Origin of the sequence: Paraburkholderia silvatlantica, from assembly GCF_003096715.1 — a bacterium.
Classification (GTDB): domain Bacteria; phylum Pseudomonadota; class Gammaproteobacteria; order Burkholderiales; family Burkholderiaceae; genus Paraburkholderia; species Paraburkholderia silvatlantica.
On the sequence record NZ_QEOL01000030.1, the window covers coordinates 21,460 to 40,158 of the forward strand.

At 64.0% G+C, this 18,699-nt stretch carries 22 protein-coding genes; all 22 read right to left on the minus strand.

From position 1 onward, the window contains the following. Positions 1 to 3: 3 nt before the first annotated feature. Positions 4 to 684 carry an urease accessory protein UreF gene (locus tag C7411_RS31080; protein ID WP_110387908.1) on the minus strand — a complete coding sequence of 227 codons (681 nt, stop codon included), beginning with the start codon at positions 682 to 684 and terminating at the stop codon, positions 4 to 6. After that, positions 671 to 1,360 carry an urease accessory protein UreE gene (ureE, locus tag C7411_RS31085; protein ID WP_110387909.1) on the minus strand — a complete coding sequence of 230 codons (690 nt, stop codon included), beginning with the start codon at positions 1,358 to 1,360 and terminating at the stop codon, positions 671 to 673. Before ureE ends, C7411_RS31080 begins: the two co-directional genes overlap by 14 nt. Before the next feature lie 9 nt (positions 1,361 to 1,369). Then, positions 1,370 to 3,088, minus strand: a complete 1,719-nt coding sequence (gene ureC, locus C7411_RS31090; protein WP_110387910.1) for an urease subunit alpha — start codon at positions 3,086 to 3,088, stop codon at positions 1,370 to 1,372. A 41-nt stretch (positions 3,089 to 3,129) separates the two neighbouring features. Continuing rightward, the gene (locus C7411_RS31095) at positions 3,130 to 3,435 is read right to left on the minus strand and encodes an urease subunit beta (RefSeq protein ID WP_042268725.1); all 306 of its coding nucleotides are present in this window, start codon (positions 3,433 to 3,435) and stop codon (positions 3,130 to 3,132) included. A gap of 17 nt (positions 3,436 to 3,452) precedes the next feature. Continuing rightward, positions 3,453 to 3,755: an urease subunit gamma gene (gene ureA, locus C7411_RS31100; RefSeq protein WP_017773123.1), complete on the minus strand. Its 303-nt coding sequence runs from the start codon at positions 3,753 to 3,755 to the stop codon at positions 3,453 to 3,455. 241 nt (positions 3,756 to 3,996) lie between these two features. Beyond that, positions 3,997 to 4,902, minus strand: coding sequence for an urease accessory protein UreD (locus C7411_RS31105; RefSeq protein WP_110387977.1), 906 nt, complete (start codon positions 4,900 to 4,902; stop codon positions 3,997 to 3,999). A 599-nt stretch (positions 4,903 to 5,501) separates the two neighbouring features. Beyond that, the gene (locus C7411_RS31110) at positions 5,502 to 7,070 is read right to left on the minus strand and encodes a glycoside hydrolase family 68 protein (protein ID WP_165822928.1); all 1,569 of its coding nucleotides are present in this window, start codon (positions 7,068 to 7,070) and stop codon (positions 5,502 to 5,504) included. A 365-nt stretch (positions 7,071 to 7,435) separates the two neighbouring features. After that, a complete protein-coding gene (locus C7411_RS31115; RefSeq protein ID WP_110387912.1) occupies positions 7,436 to 8,197 on the minus strand; it encodes an IclR family transcriptional regulator in 762 nt (253 codons plus the stop codon). 47 nt (positions 8,198 to 8,244) lie between these two features. Beyond that, entirely contained in the window at positions 8,245 to 8,730 is a 486-nt protein-coding gene (locus tag C7411_RS31120; protein WP_110387978.1) for a hypothetical protein, read from the minus strand. Next, positions 8,727 to 9,053: a (2Fe-2S) ferredoxin domain-containing protein gene (locus C7411_RS31125; RefSeq protein WP_042270679.1), complete on the minus strand. Its 327-nt coding sequence runs from the start codon at positions 9,051 to 9,053 to the stop codon at positions 8,727 to 8,729. Before C7411_RS31125 ends, C7411_RS31120 begins: the two co-directional genes overlap by 4 nt. Before the next feature lie 10 nt (positions 9,054 to 9,063). After that, positions 9,064 to 9,363, minus strand: coding sequence for a ferredoxin family protein (locus C7411_RS31130; RefSeq protein WP_042270682.1), 300 nt, complete (start codon positions 9,361 to 9,363; stop codon positions 9,064 to 9,066). Next, positions 9,360 to 10,670, minus strand: coding sequence for an FAD-dependent monooxygenase (locus C7411_RS31135; protein ID WP_110387913.1), 1,311 nt, complete (start codon positions 10,668 to 10,670; stop codon positions 9,360 to 9,362). Before C7411_RS31135 ends, C7411_RS31130 begins: the two co-directional genes overlap by 4 nt. Positions 10,671 to 10,680: 10 nt before the next feature. Then, entirely contained in the window at positions 10,681 to 11,799 is a 1,119-nt protein-coding gene (locus tag C7411_RS31140; RefSeq protein ID WP_110387914.1) for an electron transfer flavoprotein subunit alpha/FixB family protein, read from the minus strand. After that, positions 11,796 to 12,644, minus strand: a complete 849-nt coding sequence (locus tag C7411_RS31145) for an electron transfer flavoprotein subunit beta/FixA family protein (RefSeq protein WP_042270689.1) — start codon at positions 12,642 to 12,644, stop codon at positions 11,796 to 11,798. Before C7411_RS31145 ends, C7411_RS31140 begins: the two co-directional genes overlap by 4 nt. 12 nt (positions 12,645 to 12,656) lie before the next feature. After that, positions 12,657 to 12,995 (minus strand): nitrogenase stabilizing/protective protein NifW, encoded by a 339-nt coding sequence (nifW, locus tag C7411_RS31150; RefSeq protein WP_042270691.1) that lies wholly within the window; start codon positions 12,993 to 12,995, stop codon positions 12,657 to 12,659. A 5-nt stretch (positions 12,996 to 13,000) separates the two neighbouring features. Next, entirely contained in the window at positions 13,001 to 13,786 is a 786-nt protein-coding gene (gene cysE / locus C7411_RS31155) for a serine O-acetyltransferase (RefSeq protein ID WP_110387979.1), read from the minus strand. 17 nt (positions 13,787 to 13,803) lie between these two features. Next, complete coding sequence (gene nifV / locus C7411_RS31160; RefSeq protein WP_110387915.1) at positions 13,804 to 14,940, minus strand: homocitrate synthase; 1,137 nt, start codon at positions 14,938 to 14,940, stop codon at positions 13,804 to 13,806. Positions 14,941 to 15,246: 306 nt separating this feature from the next. Next, entirely contained in the window at positions 15,247 to 15,582 is a 336-nt protein-coding gene (gene fdx / locus C7411_RS31165; protein WP_042270694.1) for an ISC system 2Fe-2S type ferredoxin, read from the minus strand. A 15-nt stretch (positions 15,583 to 15,597) separates the two neighbouring features. Next, entirely contained in the window at positions 15,598 to 17,472 is a 1,875-nt protein-coding gene (hscA, locus tag C7411_RS31170; protein ID WP_110387916.1) for a Fe-S protein assembly chaperone HscA, read from the minus strand. 23 nt (positions 17,473 to 17,495) lie between these two features. Continuing rightward, positions 17,496 to 17,819 (minus strand): iron-sulfur cluster assembly protein IscA, encoded by a 324-nt coding sequence (iscA, locus tag C7411_RS31175; RefSeq protein ID WP_110387917.1) that lies wholly within the window; start codon positions 17,817 to 17,819, stop codon positions 17,496 to 17,498. Positions 17,820 to 17,830: 11 nt separating this feature from the next. Continuing rightward, the gene (erpA, locus tag C7411_RS31180; protein ID WP_042270698.1) at positions 17,831 to 18,205 is read right to left on the minus strand and encodes an iron-sulfur cluster insertion protein ErpA; all 375 of its coding nucleotides are present in this window, start codon (positions 18,203 to 18,205) and stop codon (positions 17,831 to 17,833) included. A gap of 29 nt (positions 18,206 to 18,234) precedes the next feature. Next, positions 18,235 to 18,678: a Fe-S cluster assembly scaffold IscU gene (gene iscU / locus C7411_RS31185; RefSeq protein WP_042270700.1), complete on the minus strand. Its 444-nt coding sequence runs from the start codon at positions 18,676 to 18,678 to the stop codon at positions 18,235 to 18,237. Positions 18,679 to 18,699 lie beyond the last annotated feature (21 nt).

Consider the following 18,699-nt stretch of genomic DNA (forward strand, 5'->3'; position numbering starts at 1 on the left):
GTTTCAGGAGCGGAAGAGCCGCGAGTACTGCGATTCGTGGCGCGCGGAGAGCACGCCTAGCTGCGGCGCGAAGGTGTTGAGCGCCTCGGGGGCCGTCGCGAGCGCGCGCGCGACGGCTTTTTCGATTGCCGGCCGCAATGCGACGATGATGCGCTGGCCTGCAAGCTGGCCGAGTGGCACCGCCTTGAGCGCGGCGGCCGTCTGGTTCTCGATCCAGCTGAACGCGTAGGCGGCGAGCGCGGCGCCCGGCGCAGCCTCGTGGCACCACGCGGCGAATGCGAAGGCCGTGGGTTGCGCAACGGGCGTCATGCGCTCCAGCGTGGCGCGCCGCTGCGCGTCGCCCCATTCGAGCTGCGCGCAGAGCTGGCGCAGCGACCAGCCCATCTGCGCGGTTTCGCGCCGCAATTCCGCCGACTCGCGGCTCGCGACGAATTCCTCGTTCGCAACGATCAGCGCGCGTGCGTCGTGCGTGCGCCAGCGGTCCATCTGGTGCGCCACAAAAGGCAGCTCGCCGCAAGCGAGCACGTTCGCGAGGCCGCCTGCTATCCAGTGAGCGGCGTCGTCGGCGTTCGTGACGAGTTGCGCATCGATTGCGGCTTCGAGTCCCTGCGAGTAGCTGAACGCGCCGATGGGCAGCGCCGGCGACGCGAGATGCAGCAGGGCCGTGAGTTCAGCGATGTTCATGGCTGTGGTCGTGCGCGTGGCCGTCGCAATGACCGTGGTCGTGTCCGCAGTCGTGGTCGTGCGCGTGAACTTCGCCGTGAGCGTGATTGTGCGAATGACCGTGCGCGTGTTCGTGCGATTGGTCGTGCGAATGGTCATGCGCATGCGCGTGACCGTGGTGCTCCTCGTACACGCGTTGCGCGAGCGCGTAGTCGTCGGCAAACGTTTCGTCGTGGCCGTGGCGGTGACCACCGCCGCCTTGACCACTGTAAGCGCCCGATTCCGGCTGGAACGGCAACTGCACGCGCTCAACCTGCGCGCCCAGCCGCTTGAGCATGTCTTCGAGCACGGGGTCCGCTTCGAGCCTGAGTTCGTCCGCGCCCACTTCCACCGGCGTATGGCGATTGCCGAGGTGGTACGCGGCGCGCGTGAGCGTGAGGCGGTCGGGCGCGCGCACACGCAGCACGCTCTCGGGCGCCGCGATCACGCGCACGAGGCCGCCGTCGTCGGCCACGAGCATGTCGCCGTCGCGCAGCACCGTGCCGCGCGGCAGCACCACGCCCACTTCCTCGCCCGTGTCGAGCGTGGCCGCCAGGCGACTCCTGCAGCGCGCGTCGTAGGGCAGCGTGAGCGTGGGCGCGCGCTGCATGAGCACCGGCGCGAGCTTCGCAGTGAGTCGTTTGTCGATCGTGCGCATGGCTAAACTTTAGAACAGGAAGTAACGCTGTGCCATCGGCAGCACCGTGGCGGGCTCGCAGGTGAGCAACTGGCCGTCGGCGACGACCTGGTACGTTTCGGGATCGACGCTGATGGTGGGCTGCCACGCATTGTGAATCATGTCGGCCTTCGTCACGCTGCGGCAGTTGCGTACCGCCACCACGCGCTTTTGCAGGCCGAAACGCTCGGGCACGCGCTTGTCGAGCGAGAGCTGCGACACGAAGGTCAGCGACGTTTGTGCGAGCGCCCGCCCGCGCGTGGCGAACATCTCGCGGTAATGCACGGGCTGCGGCGTGGGAATCGAGGCGTTCGGGTCGCCCATCTGGGCGAGCGCAATCATGCCGCCCTTGAGAATCAGCGACGGCTTGATGCCGAAGAACGCCGGCTCCCAGAACACGAGATCGGCCCACTTGCCCGGCTCGAGCGAACCCACTTCGTGCGCGATGCCATGCGTGAGCGCCGGGTTGATCGTGTACTTCGCCACATAGCGCTTCACGCGGAAGTTGTCGTGGCGCGCGCTGTTGGCACCCCCGTCCTCGGGCAGGGCGCCGCGCTGCACCTTCATCTTGTGCGCGGTCTGCCAGGTGCGGATGATCACTTCGCCCACACGGCCCATCGCCTGGGAATCCGAAGAGAGCATCGACAGTGCGCCGAGATCATGGAGGATGTCCTCGGCGGCGATGGTCTCGCGGCGGATGCGCGACTCGGCAAACGCAATGTCCTCGGCAATCGACGGGTCGAGGTGATGGCACACCATCAGCATGTCGAGATGCTCGTCGAGCGTGTTGATCGTGTACGGGCGCGTGGGGTTCGTCGAGGAGGGCAGGACGTTCGCTTCGCCGCACACCTTGATGATGTCGGGCGCATGGCCGCCGCCCGCGCCTTCGGTGTGGTACGTGTGGATCGTGCGGCCCTTGAAGGCGGCCACCGTCGCTTCCACGAAGCCCGATTCGTTGAGCGTGTCGGTGTGAATGGCCACCTGCGTGTCGGTCGCGTCCGCCACGCTCAGGCAGTTGTCGATGGCGGCAGGCGTCGAGCCCCAGTCCTCGTGCAGCTTCAGGCCGATCGCGCCCGCGGCGATCTGTTCTTCGGCGGGCTTCGGCAGGCTCACGTTGCCCTTGCCGAGAAAGCCGAGGTTGATCGGCCAGCCGTCCGCGGCCTGCAGCATGCGCTCCATGTGCCACGGGCCCGGCGTGCAGGTGGTGGCGTTGGTGCCCGTGGCCGGGCCCGTGCCGCCGCCCAGCATGGTCGTCACGCCCGAGGCGAGCGCTTCGTCGATCTGTTGCGGGCTGATGAAGTGGATATGTGTGTCGATGCCGCCCGCCGTGACGATCTGGCCTTCGCCCGCGATCACCTCGGTCGCGGCTCCGATGGGAATCGTCACGCCCGGCTGCACGTCAGGGTTGCCGGCCTTGCCGATCTTCCAGATGCGGCCGTCCTTGATCCCGATGTCGGCCTTCACGATGCCCCAGTGATCGACGATCACGGCGTTCGTGACGACGGTGTCCGCGACCTGCGCGTGCGCTCGCTGCGATTGGCCCATGCCGTCGCGGATTACCTTGCCGCCGCCGAACTTCACTTCGTCGCCGTAGACGGTGTAGTCGCGCTCGATCTCGATGATGAGTTCGGTATCGGCGAGACGCACGCGGTCGCCGGTGGTGGGGCCGAACATCTCCGCGTAGGCGCGGCGGCCGATCTTCAATGTCATGTCGGATTCCTGATGAAATCGCCTGAATTCGCCGGCCGCGCTCAGAGCGGGCCCATTACGCGGCCGTTGAATCCGTATACGGCGCGGTCTCCCGCGAGCGCCACGAGCTCCACGGTACGCTCCTGTCCTGGCTCGAAGCGCACGGCCGTGCCCGCGGCAATGTTCAGGCGAAAGCCGCGTGCGGCTTCGCGGTCGAACGAGAGCGCGGCGTTGACCTCGTAGAAGTGGAAGTGCGAGCCGATCTGCACGGGGCGGTCGCCCGTGTTCGCTACCGTCACGGTGACGGTCTCGCGGCCCGCGTTGAGTTCGATTTCGCCGTCGTCGATCAGCATTTCGCCGGGGATCATGGCTGGTTCCTCCCGACTCAGGGGATCGGATGGTGAACGGTGACGAGCTTGGTGCCGTCGGGGAAGGTCGCTTCGACCTGGATGTCGGGGATCATCTCGGGCACGCCTTCCATCACGTCGTCGCGTGTGAGGAGCGTCGTGCCGTAATGCATGACCTCGGCGACGGTCTTGCCGTCGCGGGCCGCTTCCATCAGCGCCGCGCTGATGAAGGCGACCGCCTCCGGGTAGTTGAGCTTGAGGCCGCGGGCGCGGCGCCTTTCGGCGAGCAGCGCGGCGGTGAAGATCAGGAGCTTGTCTTTCTCGCGTGGCGTGAGCTTCATCGTTCTGGTCGGTTGGGGCAAGTTGTCGACCCAGCTTAAGGGAGCGAGGTTACGGGCAGCTTGCGGCCTCGCGCGCGGCGCGCACGAATCGATGCAAGCTCCGAGCAAGGTATGTGCCAATGAAGGGGACAGCGTGGATGCACCAATACCGATGCATTAGCGCATCTCATTGGTGTTTCTTTGTTTCGTTATCGTGCGAGAAGGGTGCGTATCGCACCGATACGGTGCGTGCAATGTACCTTCAGGTCGTCCACAAGCGCAGCGGCGCGGCCTTCACACCATGCACGAACGGCCGTAGCGCCGTCCAGCATTGCGTGAGCGTATTCTGCAGCGGTTCCATCGAACGCCCGACCACGCGCACGAGCACCACGCCTGGCGCGATGCAGGTCGCGCCGGAGCGCAGCGCGTCGTCGAAAGGCAGGATGGCGGCGAGGTCCTGCGCGAGCGCCTCGTTGCACGCGGGGCCGATCGCCCACAGCACGCCGAAAGCGGGGTAGCCCGCAAGGCCTTGCGGCGCATCGCGCAGCGGGTCGTTGGCGTCGATGAGGGCGCGCTCGAGCCAGAGCAGTTGATCGTCGCCTTCGCCCTCGGACGCAGCCCGCGTCACGCGCGTGAGCGCTCGCACCATGCCCGCCGACCAGCGCTCGCCCGCGGCCTGGCGGCCCAGTTGCGCGGCGTCCCAGCCGATGGCGGTGGCCCCCGCGCCGAGCGTGAGCGCGAATTCGAGTTCGGCGTGGGCGTGGTCGAACACGAGGTTGTTCTGCGGCAGCCAGTCGAGCTTCGCGCCCGCGCCCACGCGCACGTTGATGCGCTGGCGCGCCACGCGGCCGTTCGACTTGTACCACTTGGTCGCGCCCGGTGTGGTGAGCACGGCGTGAGCACCGTCGCCCACGTTCACGTCGATGTCGAGCCGGTCGCCGCCTGCGATGCCTGCTGGCGGATGGACGATCACCGCGTGACAGATCGCGTCGCCTTCGGGGTAGAGCGGCCGTTGCACGCGCAACGGCCCCACGTGCAGGCGATGCGTGAGCGCGGTGCGCGCGCCCTGGCGCTCGAAGCCGAGCTCGAGTTTCGCGGCCCATTCCTGGTGAGCGGTGCTGCGAAACGTGGTATTGGCGAGTGCGGCGTGATCGACGTGGAGCGACATGCGTGGCGAGCGGAAAAGCGGGGAATGGCTTGGAGGATAGCATGCGTGCTTGCCGGCGCTGATCAAGCGCCGGGGAGCCTGCGCGCGCCAAGGCCGATTGCGCGCCATGCCGGCCGTCGCGCGATGCGGCTTGAACCCGCCCCGCTGGTACTCCGTGATCGCGAGGGCCCACAAGCGGGTCGCACTGTCAAACGGTGTCCTCGAGCATCGCGACGCGGCCGGGGTCGCTCTGGCGGCTTCCAGGCGTTGCGTCTGGTTTGTTGTTTGTCATGTTCAAGGCTGGTTCAGGCGGACTGCGCATCCTGCTTCATGCACGTCAAATTCACATGCATTGCGAGAAAACCGGCGAGGATCCGCTGAGGCAGGAGCGGCTTCCCGCCTTGAAAAAGCCTCGATGATAGCCCGTTCGATACCGTCCGCCACTGCGAGATACGCAGGCCCGCAATTCGTGATCCGTTGCGCAATGCGGCTGATCATCGTTGCGTTGCCCGCGCAGCCCGTGCGGAGTTGTACCGTGCCGCCGCACGACGGCAACACCACGTGCAGACTGCTGCCCGCATGCTGCCGTCCTGCGCGCCCGATGGTCCGTGCGGCCATGATCAATGACCAGCGCCGAGCGCCGGCTGATTGGCCGAGATGTCGCCGTAGCCGCCGAGACCGCCCGTGCCGTATGTCAGATCAATCGCTGTCGACGTTGCCCCAATGTTGATCCTCACGGTGGGCGCCAGTGATCCGCCCCGACGCGTGCCGATCGCGTCGATGAACGACTCGACAAGGCCGCCGGGCATCACATAGTGCGAGTATGACTGGAACGTGTTGGGGTTCTGGGTTGGCGCGAGGGCAAACGGTGCGCCGACCGGCTGGTCCAGGTCAGTGGGATTTCCGAGCGCAAGGCCACTGCCACCGTTCAGTGGGAGGAAGTCACTGCGGATGCCATTGCCGACAAACCCGTACACGCCGTCGGGTCCGTCCACGCCAACGGCATAGGTCGAGCGATGACTGATCGTGAACAGGTAGTACTTCCCGTTGGCAAGGTAGATTTGCGGCCGCTCGGTCTGGTCGTTCACGCAGTTGGCGGAGAGGATCGGCGGCAGGAACTTCCATTGCGTAAGCTGGGGATTGGTCGCAATCGCGAGGCCAACGTTCGCCTTCTGGAATACCGCGCCCGACGCATTGACGCTGCTTACCGATTCGGCTGCCGGGTCTCCGCTGACGTAACCGAGGTCGGCTGCGGTACAGGTGGGTGCGCCGCGCGGACCGGCAGTATTGCCTTCGAACACCATGTAGGTGCTGCCCGGGTGGGCGGGATCGACAAACACGAACGGATCGCGGAAGTTATAGAAGTTGTTCTGCTGGCCGTTCTGATAAAAGACTCCGTCGGGCTGCAACAGTGCCTCGTGGTCCGTGAATCCGTCGAACCAGACGTGTGTCGCGTCGGCGTGGATGTGGCCGTCGGCGCGCGTGATGATGGCCACCGGTGGCGTGATGTCCGACCCATTGGGCGACGTCTTGTCGAACGCCATCGCCGTATAGTAGAGGCTGACGTTGCTGCCGCTGGTGAGCCGCGCCGAACCGGACCATTCGGCATTCTCCGTGATCGGGGTCGACGGTGGGAAAACCTTGATACTGGCCCCATCAGGGAACAGGTGGCCACCATAGATCCATCCGCCGTTCGCGGGGCGTTGCGACGCCGGTATGCCGGTCTTGCGGTAGAAGAAGCCGATGCGGGCGTGCACGTGCCGGTCGTCAAAAGAATAACCGCCGTTTCGATCCGCAGTCAGGCAGAAGATGACGTCCCAGCCCTTGTAGCTCAGCTGTACCGCCCGGACATCGGCAAGCGGCCACGTGTCCCAGACCCACACATTGGCGTTCGTGTCGGGGAAATTCGCCGGAATGGTCGGCATCGTGAGTTGAGGCGGAAGCGTGTTCTGGCCGACGACAAGTTCGGGCAGCGACTGGGCGGCGATTTGTCGCGCGTCCGCGCGTGTCCACCGGGATGTGAAATCCGCGGCCGGATCGTATGCCTGTTGCGTATGAGGTGTCGGTTGCGGAAAGACGGCAGCCTGTGTGCAATGAGGCGCCAGTGCGAGCACGAGCAGGGCAGCCGAAATGGTCCCTGTCAGGTATTCGGAACGGGACGGGCAGGATTGCGGAGAGAAATTCTTCATCACCATTCTCCTGAAGACGACAGCTGCACACCGCAATTGTTGCGATGCGTCCTGATGGGATAGCACATCTTCGCAGCGAGTCAATTGCCGTTCGTGAGGGGCGCGCGTGGCATTGGGTTTGTCGGGGTTTTCAAGGCAACCGAACTATCAACACGATTAACTACTTGAACGCAGTGCGGCGAGAAAGGCCATGGAGCAGGGCACCCGGAGCGAAGACTGCGGCACGTGCGTGACAGATGAGTCGATTCGTCGACGCAGTTGCGGAAAATCCGGCTTGTTCACACGAAGCTGCATGCCTTCGTCAGGCACTGCCCGCGCGGGCTCCCGAGGGGTACCGGCACCCGACCGGGGATCGCCGGCAGGTTCTAATCCGGATCGAACGATGAGAGTGGAGCTGCCGTGCTTTCGTCGGTGTTCGGCGACCCCGCCAGTGGGAACTGTCCGCCCAACTGCCGGCTTAGCGCCCGGGCGCTTTCCCGCACAGGCGCTATCCATGAGCGTTGTACCCGCTGTAACGGAACGATCAGGGTAATTGCGCCCAGCACGTCTTCAAGGGGACCAAATACCGGTGCTGCGATGCCCGCGAGTTCGGGTGAGCGGTCCCCGGCGAGCAGAAGCACCTGTTCATTCCGGATCTGCTCTCCGAGCGCGGGGTCGCCAGTGTGCATGTAGGCCTGCAATACCCGGCCTGCCGCGCCCCGGTCCAGGGGGAGCAGGTCTCCCGTTTCAATGCTGTCCCTGACCGCGTGCGGCGAGGCGATTCGATGAAGACATAGCCTGAATTCACCCTGGCGGACGTAAAACGCGGCGCTCTCCCCGGTTGTTCTGACCAGTTCGTGCAGCGCGGCGACGGTCCAGTGTGAAAGGGAAAACGACCGCATATAAGCTGCATGGAACCTTGCAACCGCAGGCCCCAGGACGTAACGCCCATCGGGTTGCTGCGCTACGGCGTGCGCGTGGATGAGAGAGGCGATCAGACGCAGTATCGTGCTCTTATGCAGGCCTGTGTTGTTCGCGATCTCTTTGAGCGACAGGCTGCCGTTACCGTTTGCCAGTGCGGACAGCACGCATAGCGCCCGATCGACAGCGGCGACGCCGGACGTTGGCGGATGGCTGATGGCTTGCATGGTGGCCGGGTTGCGTTGGGGGGCACGACGAGCGGAAAGCTACGCGGTTACCGGGACCCGGATTGTGTGAGCAATCCCTCCACGACGCCGAACCCGAGCCGGTCGGCCGGATCGAGTACCCGGAGCTTCTCGACCAGTTGGCGGGCCTCCTCGCGCTCGTCGCGTCGCACGCTGATGAACGCCAGCGCCTTGAGCGTAAAGAGCCAGAAGCGGGCTGGCCCAGGCATGGAGAAATCGGCGTCTGCGGGCTGAACCGCGCGCCAGTCACGATCGATTGACGCCTGCGCCGCAGCGACGGCGAGGCCTTTTCGGGCGACCTCGTTCGCTGGTTCCAGTTCGCCCCGGCTCGCGTGGAACTTGTAGAGCAGATAGTACGGAGGCAGGCAATTCGGAAACGTGAGCACTGCCGTCCATAGCGCGGCGCCCGCTCGCTCGGGTGCCATGCCGCGCGCCTCGTCAACGAGACGTTGCACGGCAGGCGGGACTTCGCCACCGAACAGTTCAGTGGACTCGACACCAGTGAACAGGTTCACCACACAGCCTCCGGTGCGATGAGACGTGCGACTGGCGTGCCGCCTTCGAGATGCGACGTGAAGATCTCCGCCACGTCGTCGGGTGTCACGCTGCGATAGAGCACCGCTTCCGGATAGACGACCACGTTGGCCCCCTGGTCGCAGGGGCCGAGGCAACCGGAATACGTGATCGCGACCGTTTCGTACGCGTTGCGCTTTTGCTGCTCGGCCCAGAAAGCCTGAATAAGGGCGACCGAGCCCTTGCCACCTCCACAGGAGCCGCGTGGATGCTGTGCAGGCCGGTTCTGGGTGCAAACGAAGACATGTCGTTGCGGTTTGCTCATTGCCGTTCCCTTAGCCAAATTTGAACAGGATGCCGTGCCCGCCGCGCGGGTATTCCCATTCGATGTTGTTGTGCTCCGCGCACAGGATGCGGCAACTGCCGCATTCGAGGCACCCATCCGTGATCAGCGTGACAGAGCCGTTGCCTTCAGCCTTGTAGCACGATGCCGGGCACACAAAGGTGCAGCTTTTCGCGCCGCACTCGCTGGTACAGACATCCGCGTTCCTGATGCGGATATGCGGCCGCCCCGCGTCCACACGGTAGCGGTTCTGGAACAGTTTTTCCTCGACGTTGACAGCGACGGTGCTCATCGAAATGCCCTCCAAAGTTTGTATGCGTCGCCCATGAGGCCGGTGAGCGAGCGACCTTTGCGAAAGCTCGCGATGACCTCCTGCTTCTTGGTCGTTTTGTCGACGCCGTCGACGGTGATCATTGTCCGGGCGGCGTTCGCCACGAGGTCCGGGTAGGTTGTGAAGAACTGCGGATTGCGGTGCAGAATGCCAGGCATGTCGCGGTACTTGTGCAGATCCTTCATCACGAAGCTGTCATCCAGCGCGGCCTTGTACGGCGAAAGTGCGTTTGCACGGTAGCCTCGTCCGGCCGCTTTCGCGTCGATCACCGTTTCGGCGGCGAGTCGCCCGGTCGTCATCGCGAGATTGGAGCCCTCGCGATGTGCGGCGTTGACGAAGCCGCCCGAGTCGCCCACGATCATCCAGCCGTTGCCGTATACCTGCGGGATGGCATGGAAGCCGCCCTCGGGTATCAGATGCGCGCAATACTCTTTCATTTCCCCGCCGGCAATCAGCGGTGCGATGCAAGGGTGGCGTTTCATCTGTTCGAGCAGTACGTAGGGACTCGTCCGGTTCGGATTCCTCTTGAAGTCGCTCAGCATGCAGCCGACGCCGATGGTCAGCGACTCCTTGTTCGTGTAGAGGAATCCCGTTCCCATCATCCCGTCGGTGATCCGGCCGACCATTTCGATCACGACGCCTTCTTCTTCTCCAATATTGAAACGCTGGCGGATCGTCTCTTCGGGCATGAAGAGAATCTCCTTCACGGCCAGCGCGACGTTGTGGGCCTGGATTTCGCCGTGGAATCCGGCCTTGCGTGCAAGCGTGGAGTTCACGCCGTCTGCGAGGATCACCACGTCTGCGTAGACGTCGCCCTGCTCGCGATCGCATTGCACGCCGACCACCTGGTCGCCGTCCATGATCAGATGGTTGACCGTCGTCTCGCAGATCAGTAGTGCGCCGGCTTCACGTACCTTGGCCGAGAACCACTTGTCGAACTGGGCACGGATGATCGTGTAGCGGTTGTATGGCGGCTTGTTGTAGTCATCGCTACGAATGTGTGTGCCCACGAACGACGTGTCATCGAGCATCCACATGCGCTGCTCGATGATGTGGCGCTCGAGCGGAGCATCGTCCCGAAAGTCGGGAATGATTTCTTCAAGCGCTTTCGCGTAAAGGATCGCACCTTGCACGTTCTTGCTGCCTGGATACTCGCCGCGTTCAATCTGGAGCACTTTCAGGCCAGCCCTGGCCATCACGTAAGCTGCGGCGTTACCGGACGGCCCGGCGCCGACGACGATTGCATCGAACTGCGAGGGTTTCTTCATCATGTTCTCCTCACGCGGCCTGTTTGCCGCGCAGCGCCAGGTGATCCGCGAACGCCTGCGTGAGCGCCGGCAGCACCTGTAGCGCATTGCCGACGATGCCGTAGTGCGCAAAATCGAAGATCGGCGCGTTCGCATCAGTGTTGATCGCGACGATCACGTCCGAGCTTTCCATGCCGACGCGGTGCTGGATTGCGCCGGATATGCCGGCCGCAATGTAGAGCTTCGGCCGAACGGTCTTGCCAGTCTGGCCGACCTGGCGCTCGGCATCGACCCAGCCCGCCTGCACGCATGGACGCGTAGCGCCAACTTCGCCGCCCAGCACGCGAGCTAGCTCGAACACCAGACGAAAGTTCTCCGGATTCTTCAAGCCCTTGCCGCCGCTGACGATTACATCGGCGTAGGGCAGGTTGATCCGGTTGCTGTTAGCGTCCGCGATGAAGTCGAGCAGCTTCGTGACGATATCCGTTTCGACCATGCCGAGCGTCTCCTGCACGATTTCGCCGCTGCGATCGGCCTGCGCGATCGGCATTGCCATCACACGTGGACGTACCGTGGCCATCTGCGGTCGATAGGCGAGCGTCATGATCGTGCACAGCAGCGAGCCTCCGAAGGTCGGCCGCGTGGCTGCGAGCGCGCGTGATGCCGGGTCGATGTTCAGCTCTGTGCAGTCTGCAGTGAGGCCGGTGGCGAGCGTCGTGGCGACCGAGCCCGCGAGGTCGCGCCCCATCGAGGTTGCGCCGAGCAGCAGGATCTCGGGCTGATACCTGTTCACGAGATCGGTGAGCCCCTTCGTGAACGGCTCGTTGCGATAGCCGAACAGTGCCGGGTCGTGCATCACGTAGGCCTTGTCGGCACCGAAGCCGAACGCCTCGGCAGCGAACCGCTCAAGCGGCTCGTCGGGGCCGCCCAGCACGGCGACCGCCACGTTGCCGCCAAGCTTGTCGGCGAGCTTGCGCGCCTCACCGAGCAGTTCCCACGATACGCTGTGCACGTGGCCGCGATCGTGCTCCAGGAAGACCCAGACACCTTTGTAGGATTTCAGGTGTTCGGGCAGTTCGAGGTTGCGGCCGCCGGCGCGCTTGGCGGGTGCAGCCGGTTGTTTGTTGTTGGGGACGGCGGGCGAGTTCATGGGGTTTCCTTCATCAACAGATCTGCTTCCAGCGTCGGATGGCGGGTAAAGATCTTTTGCAGCAGATTCAGCGACACGTCGCGCAGGCTTGAGGTATCGAGTTCGAGCATTTCGGCTTTCTCGCTGCGAGGCGTCGGGCCGAATACCTTGCTGACCACGGTCGGCGAGCCTTTCAGCCCGATCTTGCTGATGTCCTCGATGCCGGCCTGTTCGCGGTTCCATTTGCGCACCGGAAAACCCGCTGCATGGATCATTGAGGGCAGTGATGCGAAACGCAGCTCGTTGGTGTTCTCGAGCATCGTTACAAGGCACGGCAGTGCGGTTTTCAGCACCTGCACACCGCCTTCAGCGCGGCGCTCGACGACGATCGTGCGCGCATCAAAATCAGGCTCGACGATCCGCGACACGTAGGTGAGCAGTTGCAGCCCCATGCGTTTCGCGATGCCGGGACCGACCTGCGCAGTGTCGCCGTCGATGGTCTGCTTGCCGGTGAACACGATGTCCACGGCCTGCTCTTTTGCGATCTGCCGGATCGCGGCGGCAAGCGCGTAGGAGGTCGCGAGTGTGTCGGCGCCGGCGAACGCGCGGTCGGTGACGAGCACCGCGTCGTCAGCGCCGTAACTGATGCACTTGCGCAGCGCATCTTCGGCCTGCGGCGGTCCCATGCAGAGCATCGTGACCTTGCCGCCGAAGCAGTCCTTCAGCCGCAGCGCTTCCTCCAGCGAGAACAGGTCGTACGGGTTGACGATTGCCGGCACGCCCTGGCGCATGATGGTGTTGGTGACAGGATGAACGCGGATTTGCGCTGAATCCGGAACCTGCTTGATGCAGACGACGATGTGCATGGCGGCTCCAGATCAGGCGGCGTCGCGGGCCGGTAACGACGCGCGCAGGTTGTCGAGGGAGACGTGCTGCCTTCCGTTCACGTCCTGAAAGACCTTGAACACTTTTTCCTCGGCCGGCGTGGAGATGACGAAATCGTTGTACGCCTTTAACAGCAGGCCGTGATAGAGCGCAAACACCGCCGCCTCGTTGTCCTGCGGCAGCGCATCCTGTTGACGGATGTACTGGAAGAAGCGCTTGAGAATGTGCAGGCGGCTCACGTTCACCACTTTCTGGTCGAAGCTAATGCGGAAAAACTGGAGAAAATCCTCGGCGGACGAGAGGCTCTCCAACTGCTTGATGAATCCTTGCATGTTGGCTACTCCCCAATGTACGAAGCGGACGATGACGGAAAGCGCGTGGTCTGCGCACAGGACTCGTCGCAGCATCCGCACTGGCTGGCTGCCGCGCCCGGGCCGGTATGCGCTGTCTGCTCAAGATGTGCCACGCGCTCGAGCAGACAGGCGAGCGCCTTGCCGACCGGGTCGGGTATCAGATGGTGGTTCAGGTCGAAACCATAGGGAGCAGGCCTCGCGGCTCGTGCGACGATGCGCCCTGGTATGCCGACCACGGTGACACCCTCGGGCACCGGGTCGATGACGACGGAGTTGGCTGCGATGCGGGCGTGGTGCCCGACCACAATGGGACCAAGTATCTTCGCTCCCGCGCCGACGACGACGTGGTCCCCGAGCGTCGGATGCCGCTTGCCCGGATGCCAGCTCGTGCCGCCGAGCGTGACCCCGTGATAGAGCGTGACATCGTTGCCGATTTCTGCGGTTTCACCGATTACGACGCCCGCGCCGTGATCGATGAAGAAACGCTCGCCGATCACCGCACCCGGATGAATGTCGATGTGAGTGAACATGCGCGCGACATACGAAAGCCAGCGCGGCGCATAGCGCCAGCCGCGACGCCACAGCGCGTGGCCGATACGGTACGCCGTGATCGCGTGTATGCCCGGATAGATCGTCCATACTTCCAGTTGGCTTCGTGCAGCGGGATCACGTTCGTGCACGCAGCGAAGATCCCCCCGCAGCAGCGTCCACCACGAACGCTTCGATGCGTCCAGTGCAGACTGCGGTGCGGACGATGCCGCGTCAGGCATGGCGCTTCGAAGATCGCTCATGACACTTTCTCCAGCGCGCCGTTTGCTTCGGCCAGGAATCGGTACAGATCGCTCTCGCTCGGCGCTTGCTTGTACTGGATCGCGAAATGGCGGATGCGGTTGAGCAGCATTGGGACGAGCCGCTCGGCGATGCGCAGGCCGAGCGCATCGTAGGCCTGGCGCACACTCTGGGAACCGGAGTGCTTGCCGAGTACTACTGAGCGCTGCCGGCCGAGTTCGGCGGGATCGAATCCTTCGTAGGTCGTCGGGTGCTTGGCGATACCGTCGGCGTGAATGCCCGATTCGTGTGTGAAAACACCTCCACCAACGATGCTCTTGTTGAGTGAGACGGTGCGGCCAGATGCCTGTTCAACCAGGCGTGAGATGCCCAGCAGCGCCGTGGTGTCGACTCCGGTGTCGCGGCCGAGCAGGTGACGCGTGCCCATGACGACTTCTTCGAGGGCGGCATTGCCAGCCCGCTCACCGAGGCCGTTGACGGTCGTATTGGCGTGCGTGGCACCCGCGCGCAGGGCGGCAAGTGTGTTGGCCGTGGCCAGTCCGAGATCGTCGTGCGCATGTATCTCGATCTCGAGATCGACCACACCGCGCAGCCGTGCGATAGCTTCGTAGGTGGAGAACGGGTCCAGCACGCCCAGCGTGTCGGCAAAGCGAATCCGTTGCGCGCCACATTGCTGGGCATGCTGTGCGACCACAGCCAGGAATGCCGGATCGGCACGGGAGGCGTCTTCCATCCCGAGCGAGACCTTGCGGCCGCTTTTCGCCGCGTCGGTGATCACGCGCGTGACCTGCCCGAGCACCCAGCTGCGCGGTTGCCGCAGCTTGTGCTGAAGGTGAATGTCCGAAACCGGAATCGACAGATGGACGATGTCCGGATTGCAGCGCAGGGCGGCGGCAAGGTCGTTGTCGGTGAGCCGTCCCCAGACCATCATGCCCGCATGAAGGTTCAGGTCGACAATTGCCTTGATGCAGGCGATTTCATCTTCGCCCATGGCAGGGATGCCGATTTCGAGTTCGGGTACTCCCGCGCGTGATAGCGCTGTGGCGATTGCGCACTTCTCTGCAATCGTGAATGCGACGCCGGCTGTCTGCTCGCCGTCGCGCAGCGTGGTGTCATTGATGATCGGGTTGGACATCGGTGACCTCTCTGGTTGTTGCAGACTTGGATTGCAAGGGCTGTGCCAGGCAATATCACGGCGAAAACCAGCTTTAACCGTATGATTTCCGGCGGCGCGTGTCGTTTCCGAAGGGGTGGGCTGCCCGTTGTCCGTGTCGTAAATGTCCTGTTTCGAACATGCGCGGTAGTGTTCGGCTGTTACGGGCAGCGCTGGGTCTGCCGCGCGTAACTGACGGTCATGGACAGAGAGGGAGAGGCCAGGGGAGCCCGATATCGGTGGATACCGGATGACCGCTGCAGGATGAATGCTCGCGAGCCGGAAACGTCAGTGCTCGCGCGCGAGGTTGCGCGTATGTCTTGGCAGTTCGATGACCAGATCGATGTCTCGCAATTTCACACAGCAGGCAAGGCGCGACTGCGCCTGGAGTCCCCATGCATGGTCGAGCTGGTCGCTTTCGTCGTCCTCCGGCGGCGCGAGCGATGTGCCGCCTTCGCGTATGTACACGTGGCAGGTCGCGCAGGCCGCCACCATTTCACAGGCATGTTCGAGCGCGATACCCGAGCGCAGCAGGTTTTCGCACAGCGACGTGCCGCGCCTGGCTTCGACGACCTGTCCATCGGGGCACAGTTCGGGGTGGGGAAGTACCTGTACACGAGGCATGGTGTTGTTCGTCCTTCAGGCAAGGCTGTCGAGTTCACGGCCAGCTAGCGCGTTTCGGATCGATGCGTTCATGCGGCGCGCAGCAAATTCCTCAGTGGCCCGGGACAGGTCGGCGGCCGCCATTTTGAGCGGCTCGAGGGGTGCCCCGGTTTCGAGTGCATCGGCAACACGGAAGGTGGCCTGCCGGACGGTGGCCAGTTCTTCGGCCGATAGCAGTGCAGCATCGCTCGCGAGTGCGGCTCCGGTCGCATCCAGCAGACGCCGTGCGTCGACCTGCGCTTCGCGCAATGTACGCAGTTGCATGTCATCGAGCGAAGTTTCAATCGCCTCTTTCAGCATGTCAGCCACCTGCGCGTCGGTGAGACCGTACGACGGTTTGACTTCGACCTGCGCTTGAATCCCCGTCGTCTGCTCGCGGGCGGTAACGGCAAGCAGCCCGTCGGCATCGATCTGGAACGTGACGCGAATACGTGCGGCACCGGCGACCGCGGGCGGAATGCCGCGCAATTCGAACCGCGCGAGGGAGCGGCAGCCCGACACGGCTTCACGTTCACCCTGCACGACATGAATCGACATCGCGGTCTGTCCGTCCTTGAACGTCGTGAATTCCTGTGCTCGCGCCACGGGTAACGTGGAGTTGCGCGCAATGATCTTCTCGACGAGGCCGCCCATGGTTTCGAGGCCGAGCGATAGCGGGCACACGTCGAGCAGCAGCCATCCTTCGCCGTTGCCGTTGCCGACCAGCACGTCGGCCTGTTTGGCCGCGCCAAGCGCGACGACCTGGTCGGGATCGATGTCGGCGAGTGGATCTCGCCCGAAGAATTCGCGCACCGCTTCGCGTGCGAGCGGCATGCGGGTCGATCCGCCGACGAGGACCACACCGGCAATATCGGTCGTCCGCAGTTTCGCATCGCGTAGCGCACGACGGGTCGCGGCAATCGTGCGATCGATCAGCGGTTGGCAGAGTGCAGCGAATGCCGCGCGGGACAGGGTGCGTTGCCAGACCGTGCCATCCGCCAGTGTCATTGCGACACCGACCGTTTCCGATTGCGAAAGCGCCTCTTTCGCAGCGCGTGCGGCCATCAGCAGGCTGCGTTGTTCATGCGGCGCGAGCGATGCGAGACTGGCGACACCGTGTGCCTCACATAGCCATTGCGCGATCGCCTGATCAAAGTCGTCGCCCCCGAGAGCTGAATCGCCGCCCGTTGCGAGGACTTCAAACACACCCTTCGAGAGGCGCAGGACCGAAATGTCGAAGGTGCCACCTCCCAGGTCGTAGACCGCGAAAGTGCCCTCGGCCGCGCGGTCCAGGCCGTAGGCCACCGCCGCCGCGGTTGGCTCGTTCATCAACCGCAGCACTGTCAGTCCGGATAGCCTTGCGGCGTCCTTTGTCGCCTGGCGTTGCGCATCGTCGAAGTATGCCGGTACGGTAATGACCACGCCCGCGAGTTCCCCACCGAGTGAGGCTTCGGCCCGAACACGCAGGGTGCGCAGGATTTCTGCCGACACTTCCACTGGGGAGCGCTCACCCGCAGCGGTCTCAAGGCTCACCATGCCGGGATGATCGATAAACCGGTACGGCAGGGTGTCGGCATTGGGCAGATCTGCAAGGCGTCGCCCCATGAAGCGTTTTACCGATACGATCGTGTTTGCAGGATCGTCGGCCTGGTGTATCTGCGCGTCGCGCCCCGCTTGTACTTCGCCCGACGCAAGGTAACGCACGACGGACGGCAACAGGGTTTCGCCCACGGCATCCACCAGCACCCGGGCCGCAGCGCTCTGTACGGTGGCCACGAGCGAGTTGGTCGTGCCAAGGTCGATTCCGGCCGCGAGCCGGTGCTGGTGGGGGGCGGCGGCGCGGCCGGGTTCCGCGATCTGTAGCAGGGCCATGATCAGGATGTCCGGTTGGTGGTTCAGACAGCGAAACTTTCCCCGCATCCACAGCTGGCGGTCGCGTTCGGGTTGTGAAATTTGAATCCCTCGTTGAGTCCTTCGCGTACAAAGTCGAGTTCGGTGCCGTCGAGCATAGGCAGACTGCGCGGATCCACAACGATCATCACGCCATGGGCTTCGAAGCATTGGTCCTCCGCGGCGGGCGCATCGACGAACTCGAGCGCATAGGCGAAGCCAGAGCACCCGCTTGTCTTGACGGCGACGCGGAGTCCGACGCCGCTGCCGCGCTTTTGCAGGGACTTCTCGACGTGCCGAGCCGCAGCGGGGGTGAGTAAGATGGTCATGATCTGCCGCCTCACACGGAAAACGAGCTGCCGCAGCCGCAGGTACTCTGGGCGTTGGGGTTCTGGATGACGAAGCGCGAGCCTTCGAGGCCGTCTTCGTAGTCGACTCGCGCGCCGAGCAGGTACTGCTGGCTCATCGCATCGACCAGCAGCGTGACGCCGTCGGTGACGATTTGCATGTCGTCTTCGGCAATCTGGTCGTCGAACGAGAAACCGTACTGGAAGCCGGAGCACCCGCCGCCCGAGACATAGAGCCTGAGCTTGAGCAGCGGGTTGCCTTCTTCCTCGATCAGCGATGCGACCTTGGCGGCGGCCCCTGGGGTGAACTCCAGAAATGCCGGCGCCGGATTCTGGGCGGCGACGCCCGTATGTTGAAGCGATTCCATCGTGCTTATCCTCGTTCGGGTGAGCGCGTTCAGTTTGCGCCGGACGCGCAGGCCGGCTGTTCCGTGGTGAGGTCGGCGTCGTGCGAATCCGCTGCGCGCTGGCGCGATCGGAAGTCCGCGACCGCGGCCTTGATGGCGTCCTCTGCGAGGATCGAGCAATGGATCTTCACGGGCGGTAACGCGAGTTCCTCTGCAATCTGGGTATTCCTGATCGACATCGCTTCATCGAGCGTCTTGCCCTTGACCCATTCGGTCACGAGCGAACTCGATGCGATGGCCGAACCGCAACCGTACGTCTTGAACTTCGCGTCCTCGATTACACCGTCCCGGTTCACGCGGATCTGGAGCTTCATGACGTCACCGCACGCCGGAGCCCCGACCATCCCGGTGCCGACCGCATCGTCGTCTTTCCCGAATGAGCCGACATTGCGGGGATTTTCGTAGTGGTCGAGAACCTTGTCGCTGTAAGCCATGACATGCTCCGCTGGACTACC

Excerpts from the sequence above, each read along its gene's own strand:
- fdx (WP_042270694.1), bottom strand. The coding sequence starts at position 15,582 with ATGCCTCGTGTACAGGTACTTCCCCACCCCGAACTGTGCCCCGATGGA.
- C7411_RS31130 (WP_042270682.1), bottom strand. The coding sequence starts at position 9,363 with ATGAGCACCGTCGCTGTCAACGTCGAGGAAAAACTGTTCCAGAACCGC.
- hscA (WP_110387916.1), bottom strand. The coding sequence starts at position 17,472 with ATGGCCCTGCTACAGATCGCGGAACCCGGCCGCGCCGCCGCCCCCCAC.
- C7411_RS31080 (WP_110387908.1), bottom strand. The coding sequence starts at position 684 with ATGAACATCGCTGAACTCACGGCCCTGCTGCATCTCGCGTCGCCGGCG.
- nifV (WP_110387915.1), bottom strand. The coding sequence starts at position 14,940 with ATGTCCAACCCGATCATCAATGACACCACGCTGCGCGACGGCGAGCAG.
- C7411_RS31135 (WP_110387913.1), bottom strand. The coding sequence starts at position 10,670 with ATGAAGAAACCCTCGCAGTTCGATGCAATCGTCGTCGGCGCCGGGCCG.
- erpA (WP_042270698.1), bottom strand. The coding sequence starts at position 18,205 with ATGGAATCGCTTCAACATACGGGCGTCGCCGCCCAGAATCCGGCGCCG.
- C7411_RS31140 (WP_110387914.1), bottom strand. The coding sequence starts at position 11,799 with ATGAACTCGCCCGCCGTCCCCAACAACAAACAACCGGCTGCACCCGCC.
- C7411_RS31145 (WP_042270689.1), bottom strand. The coding sequence starts at position 12,644 with ATGCACATCGTCGTCTGCATCAAGCAGGTTCCGGATTCAGCGCAAATC.
- C7411_RS31115 (WP_110387912.1), bottom strand. The coding sequence starts at position 8,197 with ATGCAAGCCATCAGCCATCCGCCAACGTCCGGCGTCGCCGCTGTCGAT.
- ureC (WP_110387910.1), bottom strand. The coding sequence starts at position 3,088 with ATGACATTGAAGATCGGCCGCCGCGCCTACGCGGAGATGTTCGGCCCC.
- cysE (WP_110387979.1), bottom strand. The coding sequence starts at position 13,786 with ATGCCTGACGCGGCATCGTCCGCACCGCAGTCTGCACTGGACGCATCG.
- iscU (WP_042270700.1), bottom strand. The coding sequence starts at position 18,678 with ATGGCTTACAGCGACAAGGTTCTCGACCACTACGAAAATCCCCGCAAT.
- C7411_RS31110 (WP_165822928.1), bottom strand. The coding sequence starts at position 7,070 with ATGAAGAATTTCTCTCCGCAATCCTGCCCGTCCCGTTCCGAATACCTG.
- C7411_RS31105 (WP_110387977.1), bottom strand. The coding sequence starts at position 4,902 with ATGTCGCTCCACGTCGATCACGCCGCACTCGCCAATACCACGTTTCGC.
- nifW (WP_042270691.1), bottom strand. The coding sequence starts at position 12,995 with ATGCAAGGATTCATCAAGCAGTTGGAGAGCCTCTCGTCCGCCGAGGAT.
- ureA (WP_017773123.1), bottom strand. The coding sequence starts at position 3,755 with ATGAAGCTCACGCCACGCGAGAAAGACAAGCTCCTGATCTTCACCGCC.
- ureE (WP_110387909.1), bottom strand. The coding sequence starts at position 1,360 with ATGCGCACGATCGACAAACGACTCACTGCGAAGCTCGCGCCGGTGCTC.
- C7411_RS31125 (WP_042270679.1), bottom strand. The coding sequence starts at position 9,053 with ATGAGCAAACCGCAACGACATGTCTTCGTTTGCACCCAGAACCGGCCT.
- iscA (WP_110387917.1), bottom strand. The coding sequence starts at position 17,819 with ATGACCATCTTACTCACCCCCGCTGCGGCTCGGCACGTCGAGAAGTCC.
- C7411_RS31095 (WP_042268725.1), bottom strand. The coding sequence starts at position 3,435 with ATGATCCCCGGCGAAATGCTGATCGACGACGGCGAAATCGAACTCAAC.